The sequence below is a fragment of the Sphingopyxis witflariensis genome (assembly GCF_002205635.1).
Taxonomy (GTDB): Bacteria; Pseudomonadota; Alphaproteobacteria; order Sphingomonadales; family Sphingomonadaceae; genus Sphingopyxis; species Sphingopyxis witflariensis.
In genome coordinates, this window is the sequence record NZ_NISJ01000001.1 from 62,644 (window position 1) to 76,754 (window position 14,111).

Annotated in this window: 16 protein-coding genes and 2 tRNA genes; 6 read left to right on the forward strand and 12 right to left on the reverse strand. The window is 63.2% G+C overall.

Going from position 1 to position 14,111, the window contains the following annotated elements:
- From CDQ91_RS00340 to CDQ91_RS00350, 3 genes are all read right to left on the reverse strand, one after another.
- Positions 1-459 carry a GNAT family N-acetyltransferase gene (locus tag CDQ91_RS00340; RefSeq protein ID WP_088470736.1) on the reverse strand — a complete coding sequence of 153 codons (459 nt, stop codon included), beginning with the start codon at positions 457-459 and terminating at the stop codon, positions 1-3.
- Between the two features lie 3 nt (positions 460-462).
- Positions 463-1,026, reverse strand: a complete 564-nt coding sequence (gene efp, locus CDQ91_RS00345; RefSeq protein ID WP_088470737.1) for an elongation factor P — start codon at positions 1,024-1,026, stop codon at positions 463-465.
- 109 nt (positions 1,027-1,135) lie between these two features.
- Positions 1,136-3,094, reverse strand: coding sequence for an OPT family oligopeptide transporter (locus CDQ91_RS00350; protein WP_088470738.1), 1,959 nt, complete (start codon positions 3,092-3,094; stop codon positions 1,136-1,138).
- A gap of 125 nt (positions 3,095-3,219) precedes the next feature.
- Here CDQ91_RS00350 and CDQ91_RS00355 point away from each other — a divergent pair, with 125 nt between their 5' ends.
- Entirely contained in the window at positions 3,220-3,399 is a 180-nt protein-coding gene (locus CDQ91_RS00355) for a hypothetical protein (RefSeq protein WP_088470739.1), read from the forward strand.
- On the opposite strand, the gene thiE is transcribed toward CDQ91_RS00355, so the two are convergent.
- Entirely contained in the window at positions 3,384-4,022 is a 639-nt protein-coding gene (gene thiE / locus CDQ91_RS00360) for a thiamine phosphate synthase (protein WP_088470740.1), read from the reverse strand. The two genes, CDQ91_RS00355 and thiE, sit on opposite strands and share 16 nt — an antisense overlap.
- A gap of 35 nt (positions 4,023-4,057) precedes the next feature.
- On the opposite strand from thiE, the gene CDQ91_RS00365 reads away from it, so the two are divergent.
- Positions 4,058-4,462, forward strand: a complete 405-nt coding sequence (locus tag CDQ91_RS00365; protein WP_237245755.1) for a hypothetical protein — start codon at positions 4,058-4,060, stop codon at positions 4,460-4,462.
- A 72-nt stretch (positions 4,463-4,534) separates the two neighbouring features.
- On the opposite strand, the gene CDQ91_RS00370 is transcribed toward CDQ91_RS00365, so the two are convergent.
- From CDQ91_RS00370 to tkt, 5 genes are all read right to left on the reverse strand, one after another.
- Positions 4,535-5,191 carry an O-methyltransferase gene (locus tag CDQ91_RS00370; protein ID WP_088470741.1) on the reverse strand — a complete coding sequence of 219 codons (657 nt, stop codon included), beginning with the start codon at positions 5,189-5,191 and terminating at the stop codon, positions 4,535-4,537.
- The gene (locus tag CDQ91_RS00375) at positions 5,191-6,081 is read right to left on the reverse strand and encodes a fructose bisphosphate aldolase (protein ID WP_088470742.1); all 891 of its coding nucleotides are present in this window, start codon (positions 6,079-6,081) and stop codon (positions 5,191-5,193) included. Before CDQ91_RS00375 ends, CDQ91_RS00370 begins: the two co-directional genes overlap by 1 nt.
- 78 nt (positions 6,082-6,159) lie before the next feature.
- Positions 6,160-7,356, reverse strand: a complete 1,197-nt coding sequence (locus CDQ91_RS00380) for a phosphoglycerate kinase (protein WP_088470743.1) — start codon at positions 7,354-7,356, stop codon at positions 6,160-6,162.
- A gap of 18 nt (positions 7,357-7,374) precedes the next feature.
- Entirely contained in the window at positions 7,375-8,382 is a 1,008-nt protein-coding gene (gene gap / locus CDQ91_RS00385; RefSeq protein WP_088470744.1) for a type I glyceraldehyde-3-phosphate dehydrogenase, read from the reverse strand.
- Between the two features lie 36 nt (positions 8,383-8,418).
- Positions 8,419-10,386 carry a transketolase gene (tkt, locus tag CDQ91_RS00390; RefSeq protein WP_088470745.1) on the reverse strand — a complete coding sequence of 656 codons (1,968 nt, stop codon included), beginning with the start codon at positions 10,384-10,386 and terminating at the stop codon, positions 8,419-8,421.
- Between the two features lie 174 nt (positions 10,387-10,560).
- Here tkt and CDQ91_RS00395 point away from each other — a divergent pair, with 174 nt between their 5' ends.
- The 4 genes from CDQ91_RS00395 (at position 10,561) to CDQ91_RS00410 (ending at position 12,295) form a co-directional block, all read left to right on the forward strand.
- Positions 10,561-10,773 carry a hypothetical protein gene (locus CDQ91_RS00395; RefSeq protein ID WP_144036644.1) on the forward strand — a complete coding sequence of 71 codons (213 nt, stop codon included), beginning with the start codon at positions 10,561-10,563 and terminating at the stop codon, positions 10,771-10,773.
- Positions 10,766-11,212, forward strand: a complete 447-nt coding sequence (locus CDQ91_RS00400; RefSeq protein WP_088470747.1) for a cell division protein ZapA — start codon at positions 10,766-10,768, stop codon at positions 11,210-11,212. The genes CDQ91_RS00395 and CDQ91_RS00400 overlap by 8 nt, the downstream gene beginning before the upstream one ends.
- 262 nt (positions 11,213-11,474) lie before the next feature.
- Positions 11,475-12,068 carry a 5-formyltetrahydrofolate cyclo-ligase gene (locus CDQ91_RS00405; protein WP_088470748.1) on the forward strand — a complete coding sequence of 198 codons (594 nt, stop codon included), beginning with the start codon at positions 11,475-11,477 and terminating at the stop codon, positions 12,066-12,068.
- A complete protein-coding gene (locus tag CDQ91_RS00410; protein WP_237245756.1) occupies positions 12,065-12,295 on the forward strand; it encodes a DUF2842 domain-containing protein in 231 nt (76 codons plus the stop codon). Before CDQ91_RS00405 ends, CDQ91_RS00410 begins: the two co-directional genes overlap by 4 nt.
- A 102-nt stretch (positions 12,296-12,397) precedes the next feature.
- Here the strand turns inward: CDQ91_RS00410 and CDQ91_RS00415 are convergent.
- From CDQ91_RS00415 to CDQ91_RS00425, 3 genes are all read right to left on the reverse strand, one after another.
- Positions 12,398-12,474, reverse strand: a tRNA-Asp gene (locus CDQ91_RS00415).
- Between the two features lie 172 nt (positions 12,475-12,646).
- A tRNA-Asp gene (locus CDQ91_RS00420) sits at positions 12,647-12,723 on the reverse strand.
- 43 nt (positions 12,724-12,766) lie between these two features.
- Positions 12,767-13,924, reverse strand: coding sequence for an AI-2E family transporter (locus CDQ91_RS00425; RefSeq protein WP_088471369.1), 1,158 nt, complete (start codon positions 13,922-13,924; stop codon positions 12,767-12,769).
- Between the last annotated feature and the right edge of the window lie 187 nt (positions 13,925-14,111).

The following is a 14,111-nucleotide window of genomic DNA, read 5'->3' on the forward strand; positions in this document are numbered from 1 at the left end:
TCAATCCACTAGTTTGAGGTTATAGGTATAGAAATCGGCTTCGCGCTGCCAGCCGCCAGCTTCATAGACATGCTGCGCGCGTTCGTTGGTCTTTTGGGTCGACAGGCTCAGCCTGACGGCGCCCTTCTCCCGTGCAAAACCGGCCGCAGCGTCGATCAATGCCTTCCCGACCTTGCTGCCGCGCGCTTCGGCGGCAACATAGAGGTCATTCAGGACATAGATCGGGGCCATAGCGACCGAGGTGAAGCTCGGGAACAACTGGGTGAACCCCGCCGCCCGGCCTTCGCGCTCAGCGAGCAAGATGACCGAATCGCCCTGGGTCAGCCGGGCCTTGATGAAGCCCGCGCTCCCGATCGGATCGGCAGCACGTCCGTAAAATTGCCGGTACAGGTCGAAAAGCGGCGCGACGCTTTCAAGGTCGCTCAGCGCCGCCTTTCGTATGTCCGGTATATCGGTCACGGCTTACTCGGCGCGACGGACATATTCGCGGTCATAGACATGCACCACGATGCGGGTGCCGGCGGTGATGTGCGGCGGCACCATCACGCGCACGCCATTGTCGAGAATCGCGGGCTTGTACGACGACGAGGCGGTCTGCCCCTTCACCACGGCGTCGGCCTCGACGATCGTCGCTTCGATCGTTTCGGGCAGTTCGACCGAGATCGGACGCTCTTCCCAAAGCTCGAGCACGACATCCATGCCGTCCTGAAGGAATTCATGCGCTTCGCCGACGACATCCTTCGAGATGTTGATCTGCTCGAACGTGTCCTTGTCCATGAACACCAGGTCGTCGCCTTCGGCGTAAAGAAACTGGAAATCCTTGGTGTCGAGGCGGACCTTTTCGACCGTGTCGGCACTGCGGAAACGGTTGTTGAGCTTGCGCCCGTCGATGAGGTTTTTGGCTTCCACCTGCATATAGGCGCCGCCCTTGCCCGGCTGGGTGTGCTGGATCTTGGTGACCTTCCAGATCCCCTTTTCATATTCGATAATATTGCCGGGACGGATTTCAACGCCGGTGATTTTCATCGCGCACACTCACAGTTCAAGGATGGAAAGAGCAAAGCAGCGCCCCTTCGGGCACAGCTATCAGGTGCGCGCCTTTAGCCGCGCAGACGTCGAAGGGCAAGATGCAGCATCAAGGCGTCTCGACGACCATATGCCGCGTGCGGTGATAACTATGCCCGACGAGACCGACGAACAGCAGCAATCCGACCCACGGTGCATAGGGCGCATAGCCGTCCCCGACCACCGCGAGCGGGGCATCGCTACCGCTCCCGGCGACGATCCCGGCATAGAGAACCCCGAACAGGCTTTCGCCGACGATCATCCCCGTCGCGGTCAGCACGCCCATGCGGTGCGCAAAGCCCGCGTTCGGCCGCTTCGACGCCCAGCGATCATAAAACCAGCCGCCGACCGCGCCGATGATCACCGGCAGGATCACTGACATCGGCAGATAGATACCGATACCGATGGCCAGCGGCGGAAGCCGCAGCTTGCCCGCGCGGCCGAGCAATTCGTCGACGATGATGAAACCCACGCCAGCGAGCGCACCATAGCCCAGCATCGTCCAGTTGAGATCGCCGCCGAGCACGCCCTGCGCGAGCGATGAAATCAGCCCCGCCTGCGGCGCGGCGAGCGCATTCGGCCCCGCTCCCGGCGTGCCGACGAAACCCAGCGTATCGTTGAGCACGTTGAGTACCGGCGGAACGACGAGCGAACCGAAGATCACGCCGACGATCAGCGCGACCTGCTGCTTCCACGGCGTCGCACCGACGAGCTGACCGGTCTTCAAATCCTGGAGATTGTCGTTGGAAATCGTCGCAATCCCGAACACCAGCCCGGTGACGATCAGCGCATAGGCGACCATCGCGTTAATCTCTTCCTCGCCCCCAGCACGCCCGAGCAGCCCGAGAAGCAGGAGTGACGAAGCGATGATCGCGAGGATACCGATGCCAGATACCGGCGAATTGGACGCGCCGATCAGGCCGGCCATATAGCCGGTAACCGAGGCAATCATCAGACCCACGACGATGATGAACAGGATCGCACCCGCGATCAGCGTCATCGACGAACCGGCAAGCGGTCCGCCCGCCAGCACCGACCACAGCAACCAGCCAATCGGCAGCATCAGCGCCAGAGATCCGCCGAACACCCAGGCGATCGGCATATCCTGTTCCTCGATCGCCAACGCGTGACCGCCCTGCCGTGCGCGCGATGCGGCCATTGCCGAACGGATACCGCCGAGCACTGGCCCCGCGATCTTCATCAAGGTCCAGATCGCCGCGATCGCAATGACACCCGCGCCAAAGAAGCGCACGTCGGCGCGGAACACGGTGTTCGCCAACGTCTCGGGGTCACCCACACCGCCCTGCGTCAGGATCGGCAGCAACACCCACCAGCCGGTGATGAGACCGACGAGCTGCGCCATGCCGACCGACAGGCCGACCAGATGACCAACACCGAACAGGGCAAAGGCAAGCCCGCCCGCGACCCCGGTCGCACCGCTGCCAACCGCGAACCAGCGCGCGACTTCGGCGCCCGCGAGCTTCATCTGGGTGAGGAGGGTAAAGCCCGCAGCGACAATTGAATTCCAGAGCAGCGCCGACAGTCCAGCGCGATTCTCGCCGGCCCCCTCGGCGCTCCCTGCGCCGACCTGTAGCACTTCAGCGGCGGCGCGGCCCTCGGGATAGGGCAAATCCGAATCGACGACGAGCGCGCGGCGGAGCGGGACCGAGAAGAGAACGCCCAATATGCCGCCGAGCATGGTGATCGCGGTGGTCGTAACCATCGGGAAGCCCTGCCAATAGCCGACCATCACGAGCCCGGGCAGCACGAAGATGATCGCCGCGAGCGTTCCCGCCGCGCTGGCGATCGTCTGGACGATATTATTTTCGAGGATCGTGCCGCCCGACATCAAGCGCAGCAGCGCCATCGAGATCACCGCCGCAGGGATCGAGGTCGCAAAGGTCAGCCCGACCTTCAGCCCCAGATAGACGTTCGCCGCGGTGAACATCAGCGTCAAAACACCGCCGAGCAGGATCGCGCGCAGCGTCAGTTCGCGCACCTTGGCGCCCGTTGTGCTGGTGTCAGTCATAAATATTTCCCCGTCGGCGATGCTGCAACACGCCGCTTTTTTCACAAATCAAAAGGCGACGAAGCGAAGCCGATTTGACGCATCGATCCAATATGGTGGCCTGCATCACTGGCATCAGAGGCCCCATGATGAGCATCGATCTTCCTGAATTGACGCCCCTGCCCCGCCACAAGGCGAATGCCGCGCCCCGCCGTCCGATCCCCTGCGCCGGCCTGTTCGGCTGGCGCAAGGACGCTATCCCGCCCGGCGCCAACAGCGATGAAGCGACCGGGAAAGCTGCAAAGCCCAATTATCTGGCCGATTGAGGCGATAGCAGCGCGTCAAATGCGCGCACGGCGGCTCCCGGACCTTCCGGATGCGTCCAGACGGCCGCCGACACGGCGAGGAAATCGGCGCCCGCTTCGATCAAAACCGGTGCATTCTCGGGCGTGATTCCGCCGATCGCAACGCACGGCAGTTCAAACATGCCCTGCCACCATTCGAGGATTTCTGGGTCGGCCTGATGCTCGACCGTCTTGGTCGTCGTCGGGAAAAAGGCGCCGAACGCGACATAGTCTGCACCGGCTTCGCCCGCTTCCATCGCGAAATGGCGGCTGTTGTGACAGGTGACGCCGATTTGCGCTTCGGGTCCAAGCAGTTGGCGCGCTTCCTTCAGGTCGCCATCCCCTTGGCCCAGATGCAGGCCATCGGCGCCGAGTCGCTTGGCCAGCGCCATATCGTCGTTGACGATGAACGCGACATCATGCGCCGCGCAAATCGCCTGCAACGGCTCGGCAAGCCGCGCGGCGTCGTGCTGGTCCATGTCCTTGACGCGAAATTGAAAGGCGGCGACCGGTGCGGCGCTAAGCGCCTCTTCCAGTCGGGCTGAAAAATCGCCGCCGACATCGAGCGGCGAGATCAGGTAAAGCTGGCAATCGGGTATGGTCATGGCGGGTTCATAGCGACGCCGTCAGATACGAGCAAATGCAGAACGCTCCCCGCCTTGCCCTTTCTGTGGCCACCGCCGCACTGGCCCTTTCGGCCTGCGCCACCACGACGTCGCAAACGCCGCTTCCTGAGGCCAAAAATCTGGCCCTCGGCCAGCAGGCCTATGCCGACGGCCCGATCGTCCAGCCAGTCGAAGTGCTGGAGGACAGCCGCTGCCCAGCAGACGTCATGTGCGCATGGGCCGGACGGGTTCGGGTCAAAATGCTGTGGATTCGCTCGGGCGGTCGCCAGCAGGAATTTGAAGTGACACTGGGCCAGCGCACCCAGCTCGCCGACGGGTCGATCCTGCTCGAACGCGTCACCCCGGAGCGGAGGAGCGCCGCCAAGGTCATCAAGCCCGCCGACTATCGCTTCGATTTCCGCTTCGACGGCGGATATTGAGCTAGCTCGCCCCCTCCTCGTCATGGCTTCGTCGCTTCGCTTCTCGCAATGACGTTGAAAGAGAGCTTGGCCTTAACGCACCCGCGCCAGAACGAAACCGTCCCATTTCTTCGCCCCGACCGTCTGCACGGCGGTCGCATCGAGTCGCGGGTCGGCAGCCAACATATCGAACAAAGCCCGTGTCCCGACGATACGCTCGTCATCGCTGTCGGTCTCCAGCACTCCGCCTTCGCGCACGACATTGTCGACGATGATCGTCGTGCCGGGTCGGCCCAACCGGATCGCTTCGGCGACATAATGAGCGTTGCTCTGCTTGTCGGCATCGATGAAGATGAAGTCGAAGGCAGCCTCGCCCGTCATCGCGGCAAGGCTGTCGCTTGCGGGGCCGACGCGGATGTCGACCTTGGCCGACTCCCCGGCCCTTTCCAGATTTTCGCGCGCAACCTTTGCGTGGTGCGGTTCGAGTTCCAGCGTCACGACTTGGCCGCCCTCGGGCAGCGCCCGCGCCAGCCAGATCGTCGAATAGCCGCCGAGCGTCCCGATCTCGAGAATGTGTCGCGCCCCGCCAATTTGCGCGAGCAGGAAGAGCATCTTGCCCTGCGCCGCCGATACGTCGATCGGCGGCAGGCCTTGCTCCGCATTATGGGCCAGTGCGGCGGCCAGCGCGTCGTCGTCGCCGAGCAATTTTCCGGCGATATAATCGTCAACGGCGCGCCAGCCGTCTGCCATCAGGCGACCGATGCGGCGTGAATCTCGTCGATCGCACCACCGAGCGACGCGTCAAACTCGTCGTCGCTCATCTGGTGCCGCAGGTCTGCGAGCAGCGCGCGGCTGAAGCTGGCGATGATGCCGGGGTTCTTGGCCAGTTCGACGCAGGCTTCGGGGCGAGCGAAGCCGCCCGACAGCGCAACAACGCGCAAAACCTTGGGATGATCGACCAGCGGCTGGAACAGGCCAGCTTCGGTCGGCAGCGAAAGCTTCAGCATCACGGGCGCGCCGTCCCAGCTTTCGAGGGCGGTCAGAATTTCCGTCAGCAGCAGGCGGTCGGCGCCGTCGCGTTCAGCGCTCTTGATGTTCACTTCGGGCTCGATCATCGGCATCAGGCCGTGCGCCGCGATGCGCTTCGCTTCGGCGAACTGCTGTTCGACAATCGCCTTGATGCCCGCTGCATTGGCAAGATTGACGACGCTGCGCATCTTGGTGCCGAACACGCCCTTGGCGACCGCACGTTCGCACAATGCGTCGAGTTCGGGGTTCGCCTTCATCAACTGAACGCCGTTAGCTTCGTCTTCAAGGCCCTTGTCGACCTTCAGGAACGGAACGACGCCGCGTTCCCAGAGCAGCGCCGGAACAGGCTTGCCGCCCGCTTCGCCGTCCATCGTGCGTTCGAACAGGATCGCGCCGATCACCTTGTCGCCGTTGAAGCACGGCGCGGTGACGATGCGGCTGCGCATCGCGTGGATCAGGCCGAACATTTCCTCGTCGTTCGAGAAAGCATCCTCTTCGATGCCATAGCCCTTCAACGCCTTGGGTGTGGATCCCCCGCTCTGGTCGAGTGCGGCAATAAAGCCCTGCCCCGATTTAATCTGTTCGAGCATGGCGGCGTTGGCGGTGGTCATAACATCTCCGATGGTTTGCATACGTATGTGGCGGTTCGCATAGCCATCCCGTCAGCGGGATGCAAATGCGCGCAAAATTCAGGCTTTGAGGGCGTCGACCCCGGGCAGCGGCTTGCCTTCCATCCATTCTAGGAAAGCACCTCCAGCCGTTGAAACAAAGGTAAAATCTTGCCCAGCCCCAGCGTGGTTGAGCGCCGCGACGGTATCACCGCCACCCGCGACCGACACCAGGCTGCCCTCACGGGTCAGCGCCGCAGCGGTCTTGGCGAGCGCGACGGTGGCGGTGTCGAACGGCGGGGTCTCGAATGCACCGAGCGGGCCGTTCCACACGAGGGTGCGGCAGTTTTTGAGGACATCGGCGAGCGCCTCGACGGCGGCGGGGCCGACATCGAGGATCATTTCGTCGGCGGCGACTTCATGCACATTGACGGTGCGCGTCGGCGGGTTCGGCGCGAACTCCTTTGCCACCACGACGTCATAGGGCAGATGGATCGTGCATCCAGCCTTGTCCGCCGCGTCGAAGATCGCGTTGGCGGTGTCGACCAGATCATGTTCGCAAAGCGACTTGCCGACATTGACCCCGCGCGCGGCGAGGAAGGTGTTCGCCATGCCGCCACCGATGATCAGATGATCGACCTTGCCGACGAGGTTGCGCAGCACGTCAATCTTCGACGACACTTTCGCGCCGCCGACCACGGCGGCAACCGGATGCGCCGGATTGCCGAGCGCGGCGTCGAGCGCCTTGAGTTCGGCCTCCATTGCGCGGCCGGCATAGGCGGGCAGACGGCGGGCGATGCCCTCGGTCGAGCCATGCGCGCGGTGCGCGGCGGAGAAGGCGTCGTTGACGTAGAGATCGCCGATTTCGGCGAGCGCATCGGCAAATGCCGGATCGTTCGTCTCTTCACCCGCATGGAAGCGCGTGTTTTCGAGCACCGCAACGTCGCCGGCGGCGAGCACGGTGAGGCCCGCCTTGGCGCCTTCGCCGATGCAATCGGGGATGAACATCACCGAATGGCCGAGCACATCCTCGAGCCCCCCCATGACGAGGCTCAGGGATTGTGTCGGGCTCTTCGCGCCCTTCGGCCGCCCGAAATGGGCGAGCAGCAGGACGATCGCGCCCTTCTCGGACAGCTCGCGGATCGTCGGCACGGCGGCCTGGATCCGCGTCGCATCGCTGACCGCGCCTTCGAACATCGGAACATTCAGGTCGACACGGACAAGCACGCGCTTGCCGGTGACGTCGCCGATATCATCGAGGGTCTTGAACGCGGTCATCGACTTATACTCCGTGGCTCAGAGGAACTTCGAGATCACACCCGCGGTGTCGATCATGCGGTTCGAGAAGCCCCACTCATTGTCATACCAGCTGAGCACGCGCACCAGCTTGCCGTCGATCACGGCGGTTTCGAGGCTATCGATCGTCGAGCTGGCCGCATCATGGTTGAAGTCGATCGAAACCAGCGGCTCATCGGTAAAGGCCAGCACGCCCTTCAGCGGACCTTCGGCTGCGGCCTTGAGCACCGCGTTGACTTCTTCCTTCGTGGTGTCGCGCGACGGCGTGAAGGTAAGGTCGACCACCGACACATTCGGGGTCGGAACGCGGATCGACGAACCGTCGAGCTTGCCCTTGAGTTCAGGCAGTACCAGACCGACGGCAACCGCCGCACCGGTCGAGGTCGGGATCATCGACATCGCGGCGGCGCGGGCACGACGCGGGTCGTCGTGGATCTGGTCGAGGATCTTCTGGTCGTTGGTATAGGCGTGGATCGTGGTCATCAGGCCACGCTCGATACCGATCGCCTCATGCAGCACCTTGGCAAAGGGCGCGAGGCAGTTGGTGGTGCACGACGCGTTCGAGATGATCAGATGATCGGCGGAGATCTTGTCGTCGTTGACGCCATAGACAACGGTCAGGTCGACTTCCTTGGCGGGAGCCGAAATCAGCACCCGCTTCGCGCCGGCATCGAGATGCTTCTGGCCGCCAGCCTTGTTGGTGAAGAAGCCGGTGCATTCCATCACAATGTCGATGCCGTTCGCGGCATGCGGCAGAGCGGCGGGATCGCGCTCAGCGGTCACCTGGATGCGCTTGCCATTGATGATCATGTCGTTGCCGTCGACTTCGACGGTCCCGTTGAAAGCGCCATGCACCGAGTCATTGCGAAGCAGACGGGCATTCGCCTTGGCATCGCCCAGATCGTTGATCGACACCAGTTCGAGATCGTGGTCGGTACGCTCCAGAATGGCGCGCGCCACGTTGCGGCCGATGCGCCCGAAACCGTTGATTGCGACTTTCACTGCCATATCGAAAAATCCTTTTTGAAGAGAGTATCGGTCGGATTATGCGCCGAGCCGTGCCAGGATCTGGGGGGTGATCTTCTCGACCGTCAGGCCGAAATGATCGTAAAGATCGTCGATCGGTGCCGAGGCGCCGAAGCTGTCGATGCCGAAACGCAGACCATCGCGGCCGGTGTAGCGTTCCCAGCCAAAGGTCGTGCCCGCCTCGATCGAAACGGTCAGCACGCCCGCCGGCAGAATATCGGCCTGATAGGTGGAGGTCTGTTCGTCGAACAATTCGGTCGACACCATCGAGACGACGTCGGCGCCATGGCCTGCGGCCTCGAGCTTGTCGGCGATGTCCATCGCCAGCGACACTTCCGAACCCGTCGCGACGAGCACAACCTTGCGGGCCGACGATGCGCCGCGCAGGCGGTAACCGCCTTTCGCGCAAAGATTTTCGCTGACGTCATGACGCAGCGCCGGAAGATTCTGACGCGTCAGCGCGAGCAGCGAGGGCCGGTCGGCCTGTGCCAGCGCGAGCGCCCAACATTCGGCGGTCTCGACCGCATCGGCGGGGCGCATCACGAGCAGGTTCGGCATCGCGCGGAGCGACTGCAGATGTTCGATCGGCTGGTGCGTCGGGCCGTCTTCGCCAAGACCGATGCTGTCGTGGGTCATCACATAGACAACACGCTGCTGCTGCAGCGCCGACAGGCGGATCGCGCCGCGGCAATAGTCGGCAAAGACAAGGAAAGTGCCGCCATAAGGAACGACGCCGCCGTGCAGCGCCATGCCGTTCATCGCCGCGGCCATGCCGAATTCGCGGATGCCATAATAGATATAGCGACCCGAATAATCGTCTTTGGTCAGCGGCTTGGTCGACGAAGTTTTGGTGTTGTTTGAACCGGTCAAATCGGCGCTACCGCCGATCATCGCCGCGATATCGGTCGTCAGCGCGCCCAGCGTATTCTCCGACGCCTTGCGAGTCGCGACCTTCGGCGGCTCGGCGACGAGACCGTCGAGATAGGCTTTGAAGGCATCACCCGGAACGACCTTGCCGGCGATCCGGTCAGAAAATTCCGTTCTCTTTTCGTTACTTGCGAGTCGGTCGCTCCATTCGGAATGAAGCGCCTTACCGCGTGCGCCGAAACCGGCCCAGGTCGCGGCGATATCGGCCGGGATGACGAAGGGTTCGGACGTCCAGCCGAGTTCCGTGCGCGCAGCGGCGATCTCGTCGGCGCCCAGCGGCGAACCGTGGGTGGCCGACGTGCCCTGCTTGTTCGGCGCGCCGAAACCGATGATCGTGCGGCACGCGATCAGCGACGGGCGCGGATCGGCGAGTGCGGCGTCGATCGCGCGGCGAATGTCGGCGGGATCATGGCCGTCGCAGCTTTCGACGTGCCAGCCGGTCGCGACATAGCGCGCCGCTATATCTTCGCTGCTCGACAGGTCGATCGATCCGTCGATTGTGATCTTGTTGTCGTCCCACAGCACGGTCAGGCGGCCGAGGCCGAGGTGCCCGGCGAGGCCGATGGCTTCGTGGTTGATGCCTTCCATCAGGCAGCCGTCGCCAGCGATCACCCAGGTGCGGTGATCGACCAGATCGTCGCCATACAGCGCATTGAGGTGACGCTCGGCAATCGCCATGCCGACCGAGGTCGCCAGGCCCTGGCCCAACGGGCCGGTCGTCGTTTCGACGCCTGCGAGCTCGAAATTCTCGGGATGTCCGGCGCAGGGGCTGTGGAGCTGGCGGAAATTGCGAATGTCGTCGATCGTCGGCCGCGCATAGCCCGCGAGGTGAAGCGTCGCATAGGCGAGCATCGAACCATGGCCCGCCGACAGGACGAATCGGTCGCGGTCGGCCCAACGCGGGTCGGTCGGATCAAATTTCAGATAGTCCGAATAAAGGACCGTCGCGACATCGGCCATGCCCATGGGCATCCCCGGATGACCGCTGTTTGCGGCCTGGACGGCGTCCATCGCAAGTGCGCGGATAGCATTGGCGAGCTGACGTTCGGGCTGTGTCATTATTCCCCCGGAATGGCTGGGTAAGCGCCCGGGCCCAAATAGACTCTGGGCGTCCGGATCGGATGCGCACAGCCCTTTGCGGCGTGGGGGTCAGGAGTCAACCGCTGGCGGCAGAAAATCGTCGTATTTTGGACCGAGAGGGCAATTGCACCCCTTCGGCTGCGCTGCTACCCCATGCACATGGAACTCGATCTCGACGAATCCAGCCTGGCCATCGGCCGCATCGAACGTGCGCTCAGCCGCATCGAAAGGGCTTTGACCGAGCGGGCGACCCGCCCCGCCCCCTCCGTTGTCGCTCCAGCGGACGACCAGTCGGCGCTGAAAGCCGAAGTCGTCGCCGTCATCGGCGAACTCGATCGATTGATTGCGGAGGCCGACCGTGGCTGATGTCAAACTGACCATCGCCGGACGCCCTTATGACGTCCATTGCGCCGACGGACAGGAAGCCCAACTGGTCCAGCTCGCGTCGGTCGTCGATGAAAAGGCGCGCGGCATCCAGGGCGGAACCGAAGTACGGCAGCTGCTGTTCGCGGCGCTGATGCTCGCCGACGAAGCGCAGGAAACAAAGGGCAAGATCGCAAAGGCCGAGCCGCAGTCCGACTCGCTCCGCGCGGCGGTCGCGCTCGCCGAAAGCCGAGAAGCCACAGCACGCGACGAACTGCACGCGGCGATCGAGCGCGAACAGGCCGCGCTGAGGGAACTCGAAGCCGTAAGGCAATCGGCGTCGGCCGCACCCGCGCAGGTCCGCCCTGCACATGAACGCGCATTGCTGCAAATCGCCGACCGGATCGAAGCGTTGGCCACGAAATTCGAACAATTGCCCTGAGCGCGCGCGGCGCGCTCCAGCAAACCCCTTGAGCGCGAGCCCCCGCGGCCCTACATAGGGGACGGCGGGTTCTGCCCGGCACGAGCTTTTGCGAAAATCCCTGAGGCGATACATCTTCCTAGGGAGCTGTCCCTGCCCGGACCCTGGTCCGATGCACATGGTTCCCACCTGACGTTACTGGCGTCAGAGGATCTTCCAGCAAACGACCTCGGCGGTCCCGCCAACCGATTCTAAGCAGTCCTGAGGAGGCCCGGAAAAGGCGATGCCCGACCTGTCCGCCGACCTCGCCCAGCAAAAGCAGAAATTGCGCGAGAAATTGCGCTTTCGTCGCCGTCATTTCGCCGCGAATCTTGATGAAATGACGCGGCGGATCGCATTCCGCGCGCCACCGGCACCGCTCGCCGGCATATTGAACGCACATAACAGCATCGGCGCTTATGCCGCATGCGGTGGCGAACCCGATATACTGCCGATGCTTGCATTATGGACCGACGAAGGCCGAATCGCCCTGCCCCATCATGCCGACCGCATCGACACAATGACCTTCCGTCACTGGCAAAGCGGTGACGCGCTGGTGAAAGGGCCATGGAGCACGTCCCAGCCCACCGATACCAACGAATCAACCAGCCCGGGCCTGATTCTCTGCCCGCTGGTCGGATTCGACCGCCATGGTGGACGGATCGGTCAAGGCGGCGGCCATTATGATCGCTATTTCGCCGCGCACCCCGCTGCCCTGCGGATCGGCATCGCTTGGTCGGTCCAGGAAGTGGACACCGTACCATCCGAATCAACCGACATCGCGCTCGACGCGGTGCTGACCGAACAAGAACTCATCATCACTGGAGACCGTCTGTGAGCAACGAACCCGCCAATCCCCAGCCGACCTGGCGCAAGCCCGCGGGCATGCTGCTGATCCTGCTGCTGATCGCGGTGTGGGCGGTCATCATCGCCAGCCTGTCACCGTGGGTCGGCACCTGGCACGTGCTGTTGCAGGGCATCTTTTATCTGGTGACGGGGGTGATCTGGATCATGCCGCTGAAGCCCCTGCTCCGCTGGATGGAATTGGGGACCTGGCGCGACTAGGGATCGGAATCGCCCAGCGCGCCGAATGGCGCACCCAAGTGCGTGCGATATCAAATATATAAGAAGAGAGGCTGCGTCATTCCGGCCTAAATCGGCGGGGAATGGCGCGAGTGACGGGACTCGAACCCGCGACCTCCGGCGTGACAGGCCGGCGCTCTAACCAACTGAGCTACACCCGCTTGCGCTTGGGAGCCGCGCCAATATGACCCCTGCCCCGACCTGTCAACCGAAGCCATGATGCGGATCGCACATTTGCTAATATGCGCGCGCGCCGAAGAGCGCACCCAAGTGCTTGCGATATCGAATATTTAGATGAGAGGCTGCGCCATTCCGGCCTAAATCGGCAGGGAATGGCGCGAGTGACGGGACTCGAACCCGCGACCTCCGGCGTGACAGGCCGGCGCTCTAACCAACTGAGCTACACCCGCTTGCGCTTGGGAGCCGCGCCAATATGGCCCCTGCCCCGACCTGTCAACCGTCGCTTTCAGACTTCGCGCGATTTAAACGATCGCGCATCTCGTCAACCGCGGTCAGCGTACCTCGTTCGAACAGGAAGCCTCCCAAATCCGGCGTCCCGGTCGACTGCAAAACGGTCTGCAAAATCAAGAGCAGCGGGACCGCCAGCAAAGCCCCCGGCGCACCCCACACCCAACCCCAGAAGCTGAGCGACACGAGAATCAGCAACGGATTGATCGTCAGACGCTTTCCGAGCACCAAAGGGGTGATCAGATTTGCCTCGACCGTGTGGACGCCAATGAAGATGATCGCAGGCAATAGCGCGATGCCGACGGCGTCGAATGTCATCAGCCCGCCCAGCCCCAGCAGCACAGCGGCGACGATCGGCCCCAGATAGGGCACGAAATTGCACAGGGACACGATGCCGCCCCACATGAAGGGCGACGGCATGCCCAGCGCCCACAGCATCAGCGCGACGGCCAGCCCCAGGATCGCGTTGATCATCGTGATCGTCGCCAGATAGTCGGCGGTCGCATCGACGACATTCTGGATTACGCGCGCCGTCTGCATCGCGCCATCAAAGCTGCCCCGACGGCGAATCGTGCCTTTGCGCAGCCGGGTCCAGCCGGCGAGGAAGAAAAAGATCACCAGCACCGCAAAGAACAGCTGGATCGCCGCTGCCGGCGCGGCCGAGATGAAATAGTCGAAGACCGATGTCGGCGCCGTCGCGGCCACCGCCTGCGCCGTCGCTTCGGTCCCGCTCGCCACCGACGTCAGCGATCGATCGACGAATCGCTGCAACGTCGAATAAAAATCGATCAGCGGTGCAAGATTGCTTTGAATACGCGGAATCGATTCGGGAAGCCGCGCGAACCAGCCAGTCGCCGGGACGACGATGATCGCCAGCGCGGCATTGACCAGCATCAGGAAGGTGGTCAGCGAGAGGAAGGACGCGAGCCCCGAAGGCACGCCGCGCCGCTCGAGCCACTCAAGGAGGGGCACCAGCGCGATAGCAATGACGATGGCCGCGGTCAGCGGCAGGAAAAACTCGGCTCCCGCCTGCAAGGCAAAGGGTAGGCCGAGGCAAAGCGCCGCACCCATGATCAGGGCAAGCGCCGCGAGAAGGCGGTCGCGGCGAAAATCATCAATCTCGATCTGCTGCAGGGGATTGATGCGCGGCGTGCGTGCTTCCTTCCCCGCCCTGTCCTCGGCCACCCCGTGCTTCTCCTGCGCTATTTTATGCATCCTACGCGAGCTTTACCTGCCGCACCAGCAGGTCGATTTCGACCGATCGGCTACCGTCGACTGTCCCTCTTTGGGGCAGTATCGGCAATTTCGTTCACATCCTTAACCTGAAATT

Bases quoted from the DNA above. Each gene is read 5' to 3' on its own strand.
- CDQ91_RS00350 (WP_088470738.1), bottom strand. From the start codon at position 3,094: ATGACTGACACCAGCACAACGGGCGCCAAGGTGCGCGAACTGACGCTG.
- CDQ91_RS00380 (WP_088470743.1), bottom strand. From the start codon at position 7,356: ATGACCGCGTTCAAGACCCTCGATGATATCGGCGACGTCACCGGCAAG.
- tkt (WP_088470745.1), bottom strand. From the start codon at position 10,386: ATGACACAGCCCGAACGTCAGCTCGCCAATGCTATCCGCGCACTTGCG.
- thiE (WP_088470740.1), bottom strand. From the start codon at position 4,022: ATGACCATACCCGATTGCCAGCTTTACCTGATCTCGCCGCTCGATGTC.
- CDQ91_RS00375 (WP_088470742.1), bottom strand. From the start codon at position 6,081: ATGACCACCGCCAACGCCGCCATGCTCGAACAGATTAAATCGGGGCAG.
- CDQ91_RS00370 (WP_088470741.1), bottom strand. From the start codon at position 5,191: ATGGCAGACGGCTGGCGCGCCGTTGACGATTATATCGCCGGAAAATTG.
- CDQ91_RS00365 (WP_237245755.1), top strand. From the start codon at position 4,058: ATGCAGAACGCTCCCCGCCTTGCCCTTTCTGTGGCCACCGCCGCACTG.
- CDQ91_RS00355 (WP_088470739.1), top strand. From the start codon at position 3,220: ATGATGAGCATCGATCTTCCTGAATTGACGCCCCTGCCCCGCCACAAG.
- gap (WP_088470744.1), bottom strand. From the start codon at position 8,382: ATGGCAGTGAAAGTCGCAATCAACGGTTTCGGGCGCATCGGCCGCAAC.
- CDQ91_RS00395 (WP_144036644.1), top strand. From the start codon at position 10,561: ATGCACATGGAACTCGATCTCGACGAATCCAGCCTGGCCATCGGCCGC.
- CDQ91_RS00405 (WP_088470748.1), top strand. From the start codon at position 11,475: ATGCCCGACCTGTCCGCCGACCTCGCCCAGCAAAAGCAGAAATTGCGC.
- efp (WP_088470737.1), bottom strand. From the start codon at position 1,026: ATGAAAATCACCGGCGTTGAAATCCGTCCCGGCAATATTATCGAATAT.